The organism is Ramlibacter sp. G4-7 (assembly GCF_057784995.1).
In genome coordinates this window covers 18435-35111 of the sequence record NZ_JBYNTT010000016.1, presented here as the reverse complement: position 1 = coordinate 35111, position 16677 = coordinate 18435, and the positions used below count along the sequence as shown (strand labels likewise).

The window sequence follows — 16677 nt, the reverse complement described above, 5'->3', positions numbered from 1 at the left end:
TCAGGCCGCCGTTTCCGCCATGGCCAGCAAGGGATCGTCCGTCGCCTCGTCTGCATCGCCCAGGTCCAGGTGCTGCGGCACCACGCCGTTGCAGCGGGGCAGCTTCAGCCCGGCATGTCCCGGCGCGTGCACGAACACGGGTGGCACGACACCGTCGGCGAGTCCGCAGAGCTGCACTTCCCGCTCGATCAGGTGGGCCAGGTCGCCGGCACGCACGGGCGCGCCCATGCTGCGCACGCTGCGCCACCGGCCGTCGCTCGCGACCAGCACGCAGCTGCGCGCCGGCTCGGCGACCAGCAGCATGAAGTCGTCTCCCCGCAGCCCGGGTTGCACGCGATCGAACAGTGCGCAGAGGTAAGGCTGCACGGAGACGAGCCGCAGCGGCGAGCCGGCCACGGCCGATTCCAGCGTGGCCAGCCAGCTGCGCCCCAGTGCCGCCGCCATGCGGGGGCTGCCGGCGCGTTCGCGCGCGACCACCACGCTGCGGGCACCCGCCTCGGCACCGAAGGTCTCCTCGAAGCAGAGTTCGGCAAAGGTAGCCAGCTCTTTCGGGCTGGCGAGCCCTGCGCGCCAGGGAATCATCAGGTATTGCACGAAATGGCTGGACACCAGCAGGGTGAGTTCGCCGCGCTTCACGTCCTCCTCGGCGAGCACGAAGCGCAAGGCGTCCACCGCCGCTTCCGCGCTGCGATCGGCGCAGGCGCGCTGCGCGTGCAACGCGCAGGCTGCGTTCCGGCCGCGCCGGCGGCGCACCAGCGCCACCCGTTCCGGGGACAGGACCGCCACCCAGCGCTCACCGGACCAGGGTGACACGGTTGATCTCCTGGAGCGTGGTGCGGCCGGCGGCGACTTGCGCCAGCGCGGTGTCGCGCAGGAAGCGCAGGCCGCGGCGGCGCGCGGCCTCCTTCACACTGGCGATGGGCTGGCGATCGATGATCAGCTGGCGCAGTTCGTCGTCGACCAGCAGGATCTCCGCGATCGCGGTGCGTCCCCGGTAGCCCGTGCCCCGGCAGCGCCCGCAGCCCTGGGCCGCGACGAAGCGGTATTCGCCCACGGCCTCCGGCTGCAGGCCCGACTCGGCCAGTTCCGCCGGCGTCGGCTTGGTGGGCACGGCGCAGGCGGGGCAGACCTGGCGCAGCAGCCGCTGGGCCAGAATGCCATTGAGGGCAGACACGAAGCTGTAGGGGTCCACTTCCATCTGCGTGAAACGGCCGATCACGTCGAACACGTTGTTGGCGTGGATGGTGGTGAACACCAGGTGGCCGGTGAGCGCCGACTGCACGGCGATCTGCGCGGTCTCGGGGTCGCGGATCTCGCCGACCATGATCTTGTCGGGATCGTGGCGCAGGATGGACCGCAGCCCGCGTGCGAAGGTCAGGCCCTTCTTCTCGTTCACCGGGATCTGCAGCACGCCGGGCAGCTGGTATTCCACCGGGTCTTCGATCGTGACGATCTTGTCCTGCCCGTTGTGGATCTCCGAGATCATCGCGTAGAGGGTCGTCGTCTTGCCGCTGCCGGTGGGGCCCGTGACCAGCACCATGCCGTAGGGCTCTCGCGCCAGCCGCCGCAGCGTGCCGATGGCGTCCGGCTCGAAGCCGAGCGACCCGAGCCGCACGCCCTGCAGGCTGTCCGCCAGGTCCTGCTTGTCCAGGATGCGCAGCACGGCGTCCTCGCCGTAGATGCTGGGCATGATGGACACGCGGAAGTCGATCTGCCGGCCCTTGATGGCGACCTTGAAGCGCCCGTCCTGCGGCACGCGGCGCTCGGCGATGTCCAGCTCCGCCATCACCTTGATGCGCGAGATGACCTGCTCGGCCATGTCGCTGCCCGGGACGCGGCCGACCGTGGTCAAGACGCCGTCCACGCGGTACTTGATCGTCAGGCCGGCGTCGTTGGTTTCCAGGTGGATGTCGCTGGCGTGCGCCTTCAGGGCGTCGTACAGCGTGGAGTTCACCAGCTTGATGACGACGCTGGAGTCCTCGTCGATGCGGGCGAGCGACAGGTTCTCGACACCGTCGAGGTCGGCGACGGTTTCCTCCGGGCCGGTGGCGACGCTGTCGACGGCGCGGAACTCCTCTTCGTGCCGGGCCAGCAGCGCGGCAATGTCGTCGGAGTGGGCAAGGTGGATGGGGGCCCCGGCGAGACGCGTATCCAGCCAGGCCAGCAGTGCCGCGTCGAACGGGTCGGCCAGCACGCCCACGATCTCGCCGCTCGCGAGCCGCACCACGGCGCATCCGCGCTGGAGCGCCTTGGCCAGGGGGACACGCCCGAACGCCGGGGTGCTGGCGAACAGCGCCGCGCTGGACAGGAAGGGGTAGTGCAGCGTGGTGGCCACCGCCTGGACGAAGCCGGCCGGGTCGACGCCGGCGAGTTCTTCCAGTTCCGCGATCACCCCCCGGCCGGAGACGGCGGCGCGCTCGCGCGCCGCCTTCAACAGGCCTGGTGCGATGCCGCCGGCCTCCGGCATCGCGTGCATCAGTGAACTTCCTATGGCCGTCTCCTCGTTCGCGCTCGGGATGGCATGGCGATCGTGGGATTCGTATCCCTGCGCATGGGAGCGGCGAGCAAGTCCTGTACCCACGGTGGCCACGCGCGTGGTGTCCCCGGCGCTCGGCGGGAAAACCACCCCGTCGTGGGTGGGAATTCCCCGGAAACCGGGGCAAAAGCCCCGCGCTTCCGCCCGGCAGTTCGGGAACGCGCCATCCGCGAGCCGACGCGCTCCCGTTGCTGCGGCGCATGAGGCACGCATGGTGACTTTCTGCCCCTGCGCGAAGACCAGTCTCGACATTCAGCCAAATGTTCCGAGAATGGAGCCGGGGATGGCAGACCGCATGCCGGACGACAGGCCTGCGGCTTGCTTCGAAGGGGACGATGGACGAGGACCATCCGGCGATGCTGTTCGCGCCATCGCTTCGTCCCCGGGAAAGCCGAGCCGGGCCAATGGCCAGGAAGGGGGGCGATTCATGGCTGCAGACGCGATAGACCCGGGGGCCCTGGTGCCCGGTGGAGCCCTGGGCGCGCTGCCGCGTGGGGTGGCGCAGATGAACCGGCTCTTTTTCGGCCGGTCCCTGTCGCAGCAGTTCCTGCTGCTCGGATTTCCGATCCTGCTGGCCGGCACCTTGTTCATGGGCCATTGGTTCGGCGAACAGGTGGAGGAAAGCGTCGTGCACCGCATGGGGGCCGTCACGGCCTTGTACGTGGACAGCTTCGTGTCCCAGCACCTGCAGGGGCTGGCGCAGGCGGACGACCTGACGGCGGCGAATCGGGCCACGCTGGACGACTTGCTGACGCACACCGCCCTGGGGCAGAAGATCGTCGGGTTGAGGGTGTGGCGGCGCGACGGGCGCATCCTGTACAGCAACGACCCGCCGCAGATCGGCCAGACCTTTCCGATCGAGGAGGGACTGGCGGCCGCACTGAAGGGGACGATCTATTCGGAAGTCACCGAGCGCCCCGACCGCCACACGCACGGCCAGCCGCTGCCGCGTGCGATCGAGACCTACACTCCCGTGCACGCGGACAACCTGGGCGTGATCATTGCCGTGGCCGAGTTCTACCAGAGCGCGGAAGAGGTCGATCGTGAAGTGGCCGCGGGACAGCGGCGCAGCTGGATCATCTTCGCCGGCACCATGCTGCTGATGTACGTGCTGCTGTTCGTCGTCGTGCGGCGCGGCAGCGAGACGATCACGCGGCAACAGCGCGACCTGAGCGCCAAGGTCGCGGAACTGACGGCGGTCAACGCCCAGAACACGGTGCTGCACCGGCGGGTGCGCCGCGCCGCGCGACGCGCGACGGCGCTCAACGAGAATTTCCTGCAGCGCCTGTCCGCCGACCTGCACGATGGCCCGGGTCAGGACCTCGGATACGCCCTGATGCGCCTGGAGACGGTGTCGTCCGGGTGCAGCAAGGCGCGCGACGGCCAATGCCTGGGGACGAACCTCGAGCCCGTGCGGGTCGCGGTGCAGGCCGCGCTGACCGACCTGCGCGCGATCTCCGCCGACCTGCAATTGCCCGACATCGAGCACCTCACCGTGCCGGAACTGGTGGCCCGCGTCGTGCGCGACTACGAATTGAAGACCAGCGCCAAGGTTCAACTGCAGTGCGCGCTGCAGGCCGGCGTCGATGCGTCCACGCGGACCAAGATCACGTTGTGCCGCGTGCTGCAGGAGTCGCTGGCGAACGTGTACCGCCATGCCCGGGGCACGGATTGCAGGGTGAACGTGCACGGGGACGGCGACCGGGTCGTCATGGAGGTGAAGGACGGCGGGCCGGGATTCAAGCCCACGCAGCCCGGCAAGGGCCGGCTGGGGCTGGCCGGCATGCGTGAGCGGGTGGAGGTGGCCGGCGGGACCTTCACCATCGAGTCGGCGCCCGGGAAAGGCACGACGGTCCGCGCGCTGCTGCCGCTGCGATCGAGGGGGGAGAACCTTGTCTGAGCCGCTCACCATCCTGGTCGTCGACGACCATCCGCTGTTCCGCCATGGCGTCGTGGCCGCTCTCCAGGCCGAGCCCGACTTCGAGGTGATCGGCGAAACCGACAGCGGCGAGCAGGCGCTGCAGATGGCCCGCACGCTGATGCCGCGCGTGATGCTGCTGGACATCAGCATGGCCGGCTGGAGCGGCATCGTCACCGCGGAAAAGGTCAGCATGGCATGCCCGGCCACGACCATCGTCATGCTCACCGTCTCGGACGACAAGGACCGCCTGCTGGCGGCCTTCAAGGCCGGCGCGCGCGGCTACGTGCTCAAGGGCGTGTCGGCGCAGGAACTGGCCCGCGTGGTGCGCGCCGCGGCCGCCGGGGAGGTCTATGTCTCCCAGTCGCTGGCAGGCGAGATGCTGGTGTCGCTCACCCAGGGCAAGGCTCCGGATCCCCTGCAGGAGCTGACCGCTCGCGAACGCGAGATCCTGGCGCTGATCGGCAACGGCTACACCAACCGCGCGATCGGCGAGAAGATCTTCCTCTCCGAGCAGACCATCAAGCACTACGTCACCAACATCCTGCAGAAGCTGCAGGTGCGCAGCAGGGTGGAGGCGGCGCTGCTGGCCAGCCGCCACGAACGGCCCCTGCGCTGACGCTGTCCCGCGCGCGTCCGCAGGAGGACACCGCACGATCGACCCGCGCCTTCGCGGCTGCATGAACGCGGGCGGCTTGACGCGATTCTCGCGCAGACAGGAAGCGGCCGCAACTCTTCGCATCCGACCCGCGCGGACCCACGAACGGGGAAGCAACCCCCAACCCTGGGGACGCCGCTTGCACCGAGCGTGAGGCGATTTTTTTGAGCTTGCCCCAGCGTCGGCGCGCCGTGCGCTCGATGGCGTGATCCGGGTACGCATCCTGCTCTGGTCCTGAAGCAACGCTCCACCGACCGTCTTTATTCCCCACACGCGAGGAGATTTCCATGATTCCAAGAAGAAACTTTCTCGGGCTCGCCGGCGGCGCCGCGGCCGGCATCATGCTGCCCGCCGCCGCGCGCCTGCGGAATCCGACCCTGCAGGCGCTGGCCACCGCCACGCCTTTGCTGGACCCGCTGCGGCAGCCCCGTTTCGTCAACCCGCTGCCCAACCTGCTCGCGCCGGACTACGTGTACCGGCCGACCGGGGTCGACCCGGCGACGCGGCTGCCCTTGTTCGACATCCACGTGACGCAGGTCCAGCACGATGCCGGCCTGGTCGATCCCACGACCGGCCGGCGCCTGCGGCACAAGGCGTGGGCCTACGGCACCGCGCTCCAGCCGGCGGTGTCCCCCGGCTACTCCTTCGAGCTGCAGCAAGGCCAGGCGGTGAAGGTCCGCTACACCAACGACCTGTTCGGGATCTCGTACCCGCAGGGCGTGCCGGTCGACCAGACCATCCACTGGGCCGATCCCCTGAACGGCGGCAACCCGGCGAACCGGCGCTATACCGGTCCCGTGCCGCTGGTGGCGCACCAGCACGGCGGCGACACGCAATACCTGAGCGACGGCCTGCCCGATGCGTGGGCCACGCCCGGCAACGACATCCGGGGCCGGCTGTTCAACCCCCTCTACACCTACGACAACCGCCAGGAGGCGACGCAGCTCTGGTACCACGATCACTCCGTGGGCCTCACGCGCCTGAACGTCTACATGGGCCTGGCCGGCAACTACTTCATCCGCGACGCCAACGAGCGCTCCCTCGACCTGCCCAAGGCGCCGTACGAGGTGCCGCTGATGATCCAGGACCGCACCTTCCTTGCCAATGGAGAGCTGTTCTACGCTTCCCAGGATCCGGAGGCGCCCGACCTGCCGAACCCGAGCCACCTGCCGGAGAACTTCGGCGACGTGGTGCTGGTCAACGGCGTCGCCTGGCCGGTGCTGGAAGTGGAGCCGCGCAAGTACCGCTTCCGCGTGCTGAACGCGTCGGACTCGCGCGTGTACGACATGAGCCTGTCCAACGGCATGCCCTTCGTCCAGATCGGCTCCGATCTAGGACTGTTGAATGCGCCCGTGTCGCTGTCGGTACTGAGCGTCGCGCCGGGCGAACGCGCGGACATCATCCTGGACTTCGCACGCCGGCAGGGCCAGACCATCGTCATCAACAACAGCGCGAACGCTCCTTACCCCGATGGCGATCCGGTCGATCCCGCCACGGCGGGCCAGGTGATGGCCTTCCGCGTGAACCTGCCGCTGTCGCGCGTGCCCGACCGGCCGTTGCCGGCCAACCTGCGGCCCGTGTCCGGCCCGGTCCCGGTGATTGCGCAGCCGGCTCGCACGCGCAAGATCCTGCTGTTCGAGGGCACGGACTCGCGCGGCCGGCTGCAGACCATGGGCGGGATCGTCGACCCGAGCCGTCCGGCGCTGAACGGCACGCTGGTGTTCACCGACCCGATCTCCGAGAACCCGCGCCTGGGCGATACGGAGATCTGGGAGTTCTACAACACCACGGCCGATGCGCATCCCATCCACATGCACCTGGTCGACTTCCGCGTCCTCAACCGCCAGACCTTCACGGGCACGATCACGCCCAAGACCAACAGCGATGGTTCGGAGGGCGGCGTGCTGGATGCGGCGAGCATCAAGCTGGTGGGCAGGGCGAAGCCGCCGGAGGCCAACGAGGCCGGCAAGAAGGACACCGCCAAGATGTTCCCCGGCGAAGTCACGCGCGTGATCGCGAAGTTCACGCGGCCCGGCGAGTACCTGTTCCACTGCCACATCCTCTCGCACGAGGACCACGAGATGATGCGGCCGTATTACGTGGGCGCCATCCCGCCGGGGCGCTGAGCCGCTGCCCCGTCCGTGACGAACCCGGAGGGCCGCGCGTGCCCTCCGTCCCTTTTCCTGGAGACACCATGCCGTACCTTCAACGCGTGATCCGGACCGCAGCACTGTCTGCCTTGCTTGCGTTGGCCGCTGGCGCGCAACCGGTCCTGGCGCACGACCAGCACCACCACCACGCCGATGCCGCGCCCGAGCACGGGCGGCAACTGGCGCAATACCGGCTGCCCTCCGTGCAGCTCGTGCGCTCGGACGGCACGAAGATCGACATCGCGCAGTCGCTCGACGACGGCCGGCCGGTGGCGCTGAACTTCATCTACACCAGTTGCACGGCGATCTGCCCCATCCTGAGCCAGAACTTCTCGGAGTTCCAGCGGCGGCTGGGGCCGCAGCGCGATCGCGTGCACATGGTGTCGATCTCCATCGATCCCGAGGAGGACACGCCCAAGCGCCTGAGCGAGTACGCGGCGCGCTTCGACGCCGGCCCGCAGTGGGAGTTCTATACCGGCACCATCGCGGCGAGCGCGTCCGTGCAGAAGGCCTTCCAGGCGTGGTTCGGCGACAAGATGCACCACCGGCCGGTCACCTTCCTGCGGGCGGCGCCCGGCCAGCCCTGGGTGCGGCTGGACGGGTTCGTCTCGTCCAATGACCTGATGGCCGAATACCGCCGCATCACGGCGCCGCACTGAGCCTGCGAGCGGACATGCTGCGCTTGCTGCGCCTCGCATCGCTGATGTTGCTCTGCGGGCCCGTCGTCGCCGGCGTGCCGCCAGCTTCGGGCGATGAAGCCGCCCGCGTTCGCGCCGAGGCCGACCTGAACGCCGGCCGCGCGCTCTACCTCGAAGGCCGGCGCATGGACGGCACGCCTTTGCGTGCCCGCCGGCCGGGCGGCCAGGAGATCACCGGCGCCCACGCGGCCTGCGTCAACTGCCACCGGCGCAGCGCGCTGGGCGGGTCCGAAGGCCGCAGCTACATCCCGCCGATCCGCACCGAGACGCTGCTGCGGGCGCAACCCGCGGGCTCGGGGCCGTCGGCGATCGGCGTGGGCCGCCCGGCTTATGCGGAGGCGTCGCTGCGGCGCGCGCTGGCAACGGGCGTGGATCCCGGCGGCCGGCCGCTGGACTTCCTCATGCCGCGCTACGAGTTGCAGGAGCAGGAAGTCCGCGCGCTCATGGCGTACCTGGGGTCGCTCTCGGAAGCGCCCGGCCTGGCGACGGCATCGGGCCCGCTGCATTTCGCCACGGTGATCGCGCCCGGCGTTCCGCCGCAAAGCCGCCAGGCCATGGTGGACGTGCTGCAGGCCTGCTTCGCCGAGCACAACGCGGGTCGCAAGGCGGAGCGCGGCCGGCGCAAGCTGGCCACCGAGATGAGCCTGCGGCAGCCGCCGACGTGGATGCTGCACGTCTGGGACCTGCAGGGCGAGGAGGCAAGCTGGGATGCGCAGCTGGCCCGTCGCGCCCAGGAGCAGACCGTGTTCGGCATGGTCGGTGGCGTGGGAGCCGCCAGCTGGGCCCCGGTGCATCGCTTCTGCGAGAAAAGCGGCCTGCCTTGCGTGTTCCCGCACGTGGAGCTGCCGGTGGACGGTGCCGCGGGCTTCTATCCGCTGTACCTCAGCCGGGGCGTGCTGCTCGAAGCATCGCTGATGGCCCAGCACATCGCGGCGCTCCCCACGCGTGGCAAGGTGGTGCAGGTCCTGCGCGACTCGGACGACACGGCAAAAGGCGCCGCGGACGCCTTGCGCTACCTGCTGGTTCGCCAGGGCATCGGCGAGCAGACGGTGCAGGTCGATGCACTCACGGGTTCCCCTGCGCTGATGGAAGAAGTGAGTGCGCGGGATGTCCTCGTGTTGTGGTTGCGTCCGTCCGACCTGCATCGGCTCGCCGGCCGTCGCGCCCCTGCGCCAGCCGTGCTCGTGTCCGCAACCTTGGCCGGCCGGGACGCGGTGCCGCTGCCGCGCGCCTGGAAGGAGCACGCGCTGATGGCCTATCCCTTCGAGCTGCCGGAGGTACGCTACGCGCGCACGCAGCGCATGCAGGAGTGGCTTCGCAGCCAGGGTCTCACGCCGACCGGGGAACGCGTCCAGGCCGACGCCTACCTGGCGTGCATGTCGCTGCGCAGCGCCATGCAGGACGCCGACGAGCACCTCGGACGCGAGTACCTCGTGGAGAAGATCGAAACCAACGTCGAGCGCTGGCACGTGCTCGGCCTGTACCCGCGCCTCGCGCTCGGCCAGGGGCAGCGCTTCGCTTCGAAGACGGGCTACATGGTGCGCTTAGACCCGGCGTCCGAAGGGTTCGTGCCGGTGGGGGAGCGCTCCGCTCCTTGAGCGGCGGGGCGTCGTAGCACGCGCGGCCGTGTTGTCGTCGATCTGCAAGCTCTGCGGTGGCAACTGCGTTGCCGCACGCTATTCCGTTTGGCACACGCGCCCGCGCCGCGCAGCGCCTATCTTTCGCTGACTCTTTGCAGTGGCTTGTTTCCTCGGTCGCGTTCGCTGCGGATCAGCTTCCTTGTTCCTGGTCCGAGCGGCACCGCTGAGGTAGCTCATGCATCGAGTGGGTTTCATAACTTTGATTTGCGTTTCAACGCGTTCATGCCTAAGCTTTGCACCCTTCGTAATCGTTCCAGTGCGCTGGCAGGGCACCGGACACAAGAAGTGCGCGAGCGTGGACGCGGTGGGAGCCCAGGAGGAGTGACATGCACGCGATGACGGCCTCGGCGTCCGAGTCTTTCCCGTTTCCCCCTTCCGCGCCGCGGCCGCGCCGGCTGCTGCTCGTGGACGACCACGAGCTGGTGCGCTATGGCGTGAAGGCCTGTTATACCGAACTGCACGGCGTGCCCCTCGAATGGCTGGAGGCCACCTCGCTGCAGGACGCGCTCGATCTCTACGCGCGTGTTCCGGACATCGATGCCGTGCTGCTCGACCTGAACCTGGCCGACTGCAAGGGCTTGCAGGGGCTGCGCCATTTCGTGCGCGAGCATCCGTGCGCGCGCATCGCGGTGTTCAGTGCCACCCAGGACGAATTCGTGGTCCGCCAGGCGCGAGCGCTTGGAGCGGTTGGTTACGTGCCGAAAGGTGCGGTGACGTCCGAAATACGCGAGGTGCTGTCGGCCCTGCTGTGGCCGCAGGGCGGAGCGCTGGTGCGCAGCGCCGGCGCGTGCCACGCCTTGTTCCCGCGCTTTCCTTCTTCCTCGATGTACGACCGTGTCGCCGAGCTCGGCCCCCGTCATCTCGAGATCCTCGAGATGGTGCTGTCGGGTTGCACCAACCAGGAGATCAGCGACTCCATGGCGCTGGCGCTGGGAACCGTCAAGAACTACGTGTCCTCGCTGCTGCTCGCGCTGGACGTGAAGTCTCGTTCGCACCTGGTCAGTCTCTTCCGGTGAGCGAGGGACCGTGTCGGCGCTTCTCAGCGCAGACCCGGCGGTTGCGTACGCGGCACGCGTGCCCGCGGCGCCGCGCACGACCTTCGTGGCGGTGGAAGGGCCCGATGTCTCGCACGACGCGCTGCCCCGCGCGGAGGCGGATGACCGCGCGCGACGCATGCGCGAGGAAGCCTTGCGCGCGGTCATCGCGGATACGCCCCTCGTGCTCGCCGCCTTCGTGCCGGCCCTCGCCGTCGGCCTGCTGCTCCTGTCCGCGCCCTGGCGCTGGCCCTGGATCGCGCTCTCGCTGATCGCCGCTGGCGCGCTGCCCTGGGCAGCCGTGCACCAGCGGCGGCGCCGGTTCCGGATGGCGGCATTGCGGCCGTGGACCACTCCCGCGCTCGCGCTTGCCTGCCTGTTCATGCTGGCGCTGGTGCCATGGATCATCGGGCCCGCGACCCAGACGGACCGCATGATCCTTGCCGTGGCGCTGGGCGCAGCGGGCCTGGCCGGTGCCATTGCGTGGGCTCCCTTGCCGCTGCCCCTGGTCGCCGCGGCCGTGCTCCCCCTGTCCGCTGCTGCCGGAGAGTGGCTGCAGCACGCAGACTGGCAGCTGAACGCAGGCCTGGGCGTGCTCCTGGCGTTGGCTTGCAGCGTCGTCGCCTGGGCCGCCCGACGCAGGTGGCTGCGCAACGTGCGCATGGCCATCGCCCGCGAAGACCGCATCCGGGCCGCGGAGGCCGAGCGCGATGCGGCGATCCGGTCGGATCACGAAAAGAGCCGCTTCCTCGCCATCGCCAGCCACGACCTGCGCCAGCCGATGCACGCACTCGGCCTGTTCGCCGCCACGCTGGAGAAACGGCTGCAGGGCAGCGGCGAGGAACTCCTGGTGCACAACCTGGTGCGATCGATCGATGGCCTGGACCATTCCTTCAACCTCATGCTGGACATCTCGCGGCTCGACGCAGGCACCATCGAGCCGAACTTCCAGCGCTTTCCCTTGCGCGACCTGTTCCGGCGCCTGCACATGCATTTCGCGGGGCAGGCCGAACAGGCCGGGCTGGGCCTGCGGTTTTTCCCCGGAGGCAAGTCGGTCACGAGCGATCCGCAACTGCTGGAGCGGCTGCTCGGCAACCTGATCCAGAACGCCATCAAGTACACGCAGCAAGGCGGCGTGGTCGTGGTCGCGCGCACGACGAAGGAGTTCCTGAACGTGGAGGTCTGGGACACCGGCGCGGGGATCGAGGCGTCCGAGCTCCCGCGCATCTTCCATGAGTTCTACCAAGTGGGCCACGGCGGGCGCGCGCGCGACCGCGGCTTCGGCATGGGCCTGGCCATCGTCAAGCGCCTGGCCTCCTTGCTGGGACATCGCCTGGTGGTGACCTCGGTTCCCGGACGCGGAACCATGTTCCGCATCGGCATCCCCATCGGCGGCCTCGCCGAGATCCAGGACGTGACCGCTGCGGCCGACACCTTGCCGATGCCGCAGCCGGTGGGCCAGCCCCGCACGGTCCTGATCATCGACGACGAGGAGCCGATCCGGCAGGGCCTCTCGCTGCTGCTGCAGGAGTGGGGCTACGAAGCGCTGGCCGCGGGGACGGTCGAGCAGGCCACGCTCCTGATGCGCCGCCGCGACGCGCCGCCCGACCTGATCCTGTCGGACCTGCATCTGGGCGACGGGCCCGACGGACTCGAGGCGATCGCCGCGGTGCGGCGCGAATGCGGCTTCGACGTGAAAGCCATCCTGATCACCGGCGATACCTCGCACGAGGAGCTGCGCCGTGCCACCGAGAGCGAACACCCCGTCCTGTTCAAGCCGGTGCAGGCGCGCAAGCTGCTGAACGCGCTGCGCGGCTACATCACCTGAAGACGCGAACGCGGAGTGAGCACGAAGTGACTTTCGTCCCGTGTGCGCCCAAGCCCGCGTCCGTAGAGTAGTCGCAGGTTTTCAGAACACCCTCCGTTTTTGCCGCAATGCCCGAGCTCGCAATGGAACCCCTGCTGGCGCCGCTGGCCGACGACGCGCCTTGCGGCGCCGACCTCGAGTACGACCCGGCCTTCCTCGCGCTGCAGGAGGCGGGCGCGGGCAAGCCGGGGCAGCAGTATGGGGAGACCGTGATCCCGCCGCAGGACCCGGACTGGGCGCGGGTCGACGAGCAGGCGCGGCAGCTCGCCGCGCGCACGCGTGACCTGCGCGTGGCCGTGTGGCTGGTGCGCAGTGGCGCGCGGCTGACGGGCCTGTCCGGGGCGGTGCGCGGGCTGCAGCTGGTGCACTCGCTCGTGCAGCGCCACTGGCCGCACCTGCATCCACAGCTCGATGCGAGCGACCACGACGATCCCACGGCCAGGGTGAACGCCTTGATGCCGCTGCTGCACCCGGGCGCCGGCCTGGCCGACCTGCGCGCGGCCAGCCTCACGGGCCAGCGGGGCTCGCTCACCGTGCGCGACATCGAGCTGGCCTTGCGCCGGGCCGATCCCGACCCCGGCGAGTCCGTGCCGGCGGAGGAAGCGGTGCTCGAGGCCCTGGCCAGCGCCATCGACGCGTCGCCGGGTCTGCGCGATCTGCTGCAGGAAGGGCACGCCGCGGTGGACGGCCTGGCCGCCTGCCTCGATGCACACCTTGCCTCCGGCCAGTCGCTCGACCTGCTGCCGCTGAAGCGGCTGCTCGGAGGCCTGGCGGAAGCCGGCCAGCGCGTCGCCGGCCCCCAAGGTGGCGCCGCCGACGGCGCCGTTGCCGCGAACGTGCCGGCCGCAGCCGCCGCCGCGCAGGTCGGGGGCATCGGTCCGATCATGACCCGCGAGGATGCCATCCGCGCGCTGGAACGCGCCTGCGAATGGATAGAGCGCAACGAGCCGAGCAATCCCGCGCCCCTGTTCATCCGGCGCTCGCAGCGGCTCATGGGGAAGAACTTCATCGACATCGTCCGGGACCTGGTCCCCGACGGCCTGGACCAGATCGAGAAGCTGGCCGGCACCACCCACCAGCCCTGATCACGCGAACCGCCTACGTAAGGAGCCCGCCATGGCAACCAGCAGTCAGAAGTTCATCGCCCGCAACCGGGCCCCGCGCGTCCAGATCGAGTACGACGTGGAGCTGTACGGCGCCGAGAAGAAGGTGCAGCTGCCCTTCGTGATGGGCGTGATGTCCGACCTGTCGGGCAAGCCGAGCGAGCCGCTGCCACCGGTGGCGGACCGCCAGTTCCTGGAGATCGACGTCGACAATTTCGACGCCCGCATGAAGTCCATGAAGCCGCGCGTGGCCTTCCCGGTCACCAACACCCTCACCGGCGAAGGCAACCTGGCGGTGGACATCACGTTCACCAGCATGGACGACTTCTCGCCCGCCGCCGTGGCGCGCAAGGTGGACGGCCTGCGGCAACTGCTGGAGGCGCGCGAACAGCTCGCCAACCTGCTCACCTACATGGACGGCAAGACCGGCGCCGAGCAGCTGATGTCCAAGGTGATCGCCGACCCGGCGCTGCTGAAGTCACTGGCCGACGCGCGCAAGCCCGACGCCGAAGCATCGAACCCCAACGCCTGACACGGAGGCACCCATGGCCGAGACCACCACCGCCACCAGCCCGTCTTCCGCGCTGCAAGGCATCGAGTTCCAGGGCGGCGAATTCGCCGCGCTCCTGAACAAGGAGTTCAAGCCCAGGTCGGACGACGCCAAGACCGCCGTCGAACAGGCGGTGCTCACGCTCGCCCAGCAGGCACTCGTGAACACGGCGCTGATCAGCAGCGACGTGATGAATTCGATCGAGTCGATGATCGCCGAGATCGACAAGCGCCTGTCGCAGCAGGTCAACGCCATCCTGCACCACCCCGACTTCCAGCAGGTCGAGAGCGCCTGGCGCGGGCTCCACTATCTCGTCAACAACACCGAGACCGACGAGATGCTGAAGATCCGCGTCATGAACATCAGCAAGCAGGAGCTGGGCAAGACGCTCAAGCGCTACAAGGGAACGGCCTGGGACCAGAGCCCGCTGTTCAAGAAGGTCTACGAGGAGGAGTACGGCCAGTTCGGGGGCGAGCCCCTCGGCTGCATGGTGGGCGACTACTATTTCGACCACAGCCCGATGGACGTCGAGCTGCTGGGCGAGATGAGCAAGGTGGCGGCGGCCGCCCACTCGCCCTTCATCGCCGCGGCCAGCCCCGCGCTGATGCAGATGACCTCCTGGCAGGAACTCGCCAACCCGCGCGACCTGACCAAGATCTTCACGACGCCCGAGTACGCGGCGTGGCGCTCGCTGCGCACCTCCGACGACGCGCGTTACGTCGGCCTGGCGATGCCGCGCTTCCTGGCGCGCCTGCCCTATGGCGCCAAGACCAACCCGGTGGAGGAATTCAACTTCGAGGAAGAGACCGCCGGCGGCGAGCACGGCGCCTACTCCTGGGCCAACTCCGCCTATGCGATGGCGGTCAACATCAACCGCTCGTTCAAGCTCTATGGCTGGTGCTCCTGCATCCGCGGCGTGGAGTCGGGCGGCGCGGTGGAAGGCCTGCCCACCCACACCTTCCCCACCGACGAAGGCGGTGTCGCCATGAAATGCCCCACCGAGATCGCCATCAGCGACCGGCGCGAGGCGGAACTGGCCAAGAACGGGTTCATGCCCCTGTTGCACCGCAAGAACTCGGACTTCGCGGCCTTCATCGGCGCCCAGTCGCTGCAGAAGCCCTTCGAGTACGACGACCCCGATGCCACGGCCAATGCCAACCTGTCGGCGCGCCTGCCCTATCTGTTCGCCTGCTGCCGCTTCGCGCACTACCTCAAGTGCATGGTGCGCGACAAGGTCGGTTCCTTCCGCGAACGGGAGGACATGTCCAAGTTCCTGAACAAGTGGATCATGAACTACGTGGACGGCGACCCGGCCAACTCCTCGCAGACCACCAAGGCGCAGAAGCCGCTGGCGGCCGCGGAGGTGGTGGTGGAGGAGGTCCCGGGCAATCCCGGCTACTACACGTCCAAGTTCTTCCTGCGGCCGCACTACCAGCTCGAAGGGCTGACGGTGTCGCTGCGCCTGGTGTCCAAGCTGCCGTCGGCCAAGGCAGCCTGATTCCCCCCATTTCATCGAGGAGCGTTCCATGAGCAGCGATGCAACCATCAAGTTCGACGGTATCGACGGCGAGACCGAGAAGCCCAAAGGCGAGATCGCGGTGATCGCCTGGAACTGGGGCGTCAGCCAGGCCTCCGGCTCGGGCTCCGGCGGCGGTTCCGGCAAGGGCAAGGCCCAGCCGGGCGACTTCCACTTCACGCACCTGTACGACAAGGCTTCCCCGGTGCTGGCCAAGCACTGCGTGGCGGGCAAGCACTTCCCCACCGTCAAGCTCACGGCACGCAAGGCCGGCGAAGGGCAGCAGGACTTCCTGACGGTGACGATGAAGGAGGTCTTCATCACCGCCGTGGCGCCCGGCGGCAGCAGCGGCGGCGACGTCATGGAGCAGGTGGCCTGCAGCTACAAGGACGTGGAGTTCGCGTACAAGCCGCAGGACGACAAGGGCGGGCTGGGCGGCGAGGTCAAGTTCGGCTGGAACGTCGCGACGACCGAAACGCGGTAAGCCCATGGCCTTCGTCGCCACCAACTTCGTCTCCGCCGACGGCGAGGCGCGGGACATGTACAACATCGACTTCACGGTGGGCCCGGGCGCGAACGGCAACCAGCCGGACGACATCGCCTTGCTGCAGGCGCTGCTGCGGCTGGTGCATTTCCAGCTGGGGCCCGGCACGCGCCTGCCGGCGCCGCCCGGCGACATCTCCATCGATGTCGACGGCAAGCTGGGGCCGCAGACGGTGCGCTTCCTGGTGAACTTCCAGCGGGAGGCCCGGGGGCTGAACGTGCCGGTGCGGCTGGACGGCCTGTTCGACCCGTTCCGCGGGCAGGGGGAGCTGTCGACGATCTCGAAGACGCGCTACACGACGGAGATCCTCAACCGCGAGTGCAACAACCGTTGCCGCATGGAGGGCATCGACAACTTCGCGAAGCTTCCGGACGACCCGGACATTCCGCCCTTCCTGGCCACCGCGCTGCTCGATCGCCGCGAAGTGGCCCGGAAATACCAGGGCCCCGCGGGCCGTTGAACC

Annotated in this window: 14 protein-coding genes; 12 read left to right on the top strand and 2 right to left on the bottom strand. The window is 69.1% G+C overall.

Going from position 1 to position 16677, the window contains the following annotated elements:
- A complete protein-coding gene (locus tag AC3EGR_RS20015) occupies positions 1 to 813 on the bottom strand; it encodes a hypothetical protein (RefSeq protein WP_488548281.1) in 813 nt (270 codons plus the stop codon).
- Positions 794 to 2476, bottom strand: a complete 1683-nt coding sequence (locus AC3EGR_RS20010) for a GspE/PulE family protein (RefSeq protein ID WP_488548280.1) — start codon at positions 2474 to 2476, stop codon at positions 794 to 796. Before AC3EGR_RS20010 ends, AC3EGR_RS20015 begins: the two co-directional genes overlap by 20 nt.
- Positions 2477 to 2963: 487 nt before the next feature.
- Between AC3EGR_RS20010 and AC3EGR_RS20005 the strand changes: the two genes are divergently transcribed.
- The 12 genes from AC3EGR_RS20005 (at position 2964) to AC3EGR_RS19950 (ending at position 16674) form a co-directional block, all read left to right on the top strand.
- Positions 2964 to 4436 (top strand): sensor histidine kinase, encoded by a 1473-nt coding sequence (locus AC3EGR_RS20005; protein WP_488548279.1) that lies wholly within the window; start codon positions 2964 to 2966, stop codon positions 4434 to 4436.
- The gene (locus AC3EGR_RS20000) at positions 4429 to 5073 is read left to right on the top strand and encodes a response regulator (protein WP_488548278.1); all 645 of its coding nucleotides are present in this window, start codon (positions 4429 to 4431) and stop codon (positions 5071 to 5073) included. The genes AC3EGR_RS20005 and AC3EGR_RS20000 overlap by 8 nt, the downstream gene beginning before the upstream one ends.
- Positions 5074 to 5399: 326 nt before the next feature.
- The gene (locus AC3EGR_RS19995; protein WP_488548277.1) at positions 5400 to 7238 is read left to right on the top strand and encodes a multicopper oxidase family protein; all 1839 of its coding nucleotides are present in this window, start codon (positions 5400 to 5402) and stop codon (positions 7236 to 7238) included.
- Positions 7239 to 7306: 68 nt separating this feature from the next.
- A complete protein-coding gene (locus AC3EGR_RS19990; RefSeq protein ID WP_488548276.1) occupies positions 7307 to 7921 on the top strand; it encodes an SCO family protein in 615 nt (204 codons plus the stop codon).
- Between the two features lie 14 nt (positions 7922 to 7935).
- Entirely contained in the window at positions 7936 to 9558 is a 1623-nt protein-coding gene (locus AC3EGR_RS19985) for a c-type cytochrome (protein ID WP_488548275.1), read from the top strand.
- Between the two features lie 368 nt (positions 9559 to 9926).
- Positions 9927 to 10616, top strand: coding sequence for a response regulator (locus AC3EGR_RS19980; RefSeq protein ID WP_488548274.1), 690 nt, complete (start codon positions 9927 to 9929; stop codon positions 10614 to 10616).
- A 10-nt stretch (positions 10617 to 10626) separates the two neighbouring features.
- A complete protein-coding gene (locus AC3EGR_RS19975) occupies positions 10627 to 12462 on the top strand; it encodes an ATP-binding response regulator (RefSeq protein WP_488548273.1) in 1836 nt (611 codons plus the stop codon).
- 122 nt (positions 12463 to 12584) lie between these two features.
- Positions 12585 to 13586: a type VI secretion system protein TssA gene (tssA, locus tag AC3EGR_RS19970; protein WP_488548272.1), complete on the top strand. Its 1002-nt coding sequence runs from the start codon at positions 12585 to 12587 to the stop codon at positions 13584 to 13586.
- Positions 13587 to 13617: 31 nt separating this feature from the next.
- The gene (gene tssB, locus AC3EGR_RS19965; protein ID WP_488548271.1) at positions 13618 to 14136 is read left to right on the top strand and encodes a type VI secretion system contractile sheath small subunit; all 519 of its coding nucleotides are present in this window, start codon (positions 13618 to 13620) and stop codon (positions 14134 to 14136) included.
- Between the two features lie 13 nt (positions 14137 to 14149).
- A complete protein-coding gene (gene tssC, locus AC3EGR_RS19960) occupies positions 14150 to 15652 on the top strand; it encodes a type VI secretion system contractile sheath large subunit (RefSeq protein ID WP_488548270.1) in 1503 nt (500 codons plus the stop codon).
- Between the two features lie 28 nt (positions 15653 to 15680).
- A complete protein-coding gene (locus tag AC3EGR_RS19955; RefSeq protein WP_488548269.1) occupies positions 15681 to 16154 on the top strand; it encodes an Hcp family type VI secretion system effector in 474 nt (157 codons plus the stop codon).
- A gap of 4 nt (positions 16155 to 16158) precedes the next feature.
- Positions 16159 to 16674: a peptidoglycan-binding domain-containing protein gene (locus tag AC3EGR_RS19950; RefSeq protein ID WP_488548268.1), complete on the top strand. Its 516-nt coding sequence runs from the start codon at positions 16159 to 16161 to the stop codon at positions 16672 to 16674.
- The last annotated feature ends 3 nt before the right edge of the window (positions 16675 to 16677 follow it).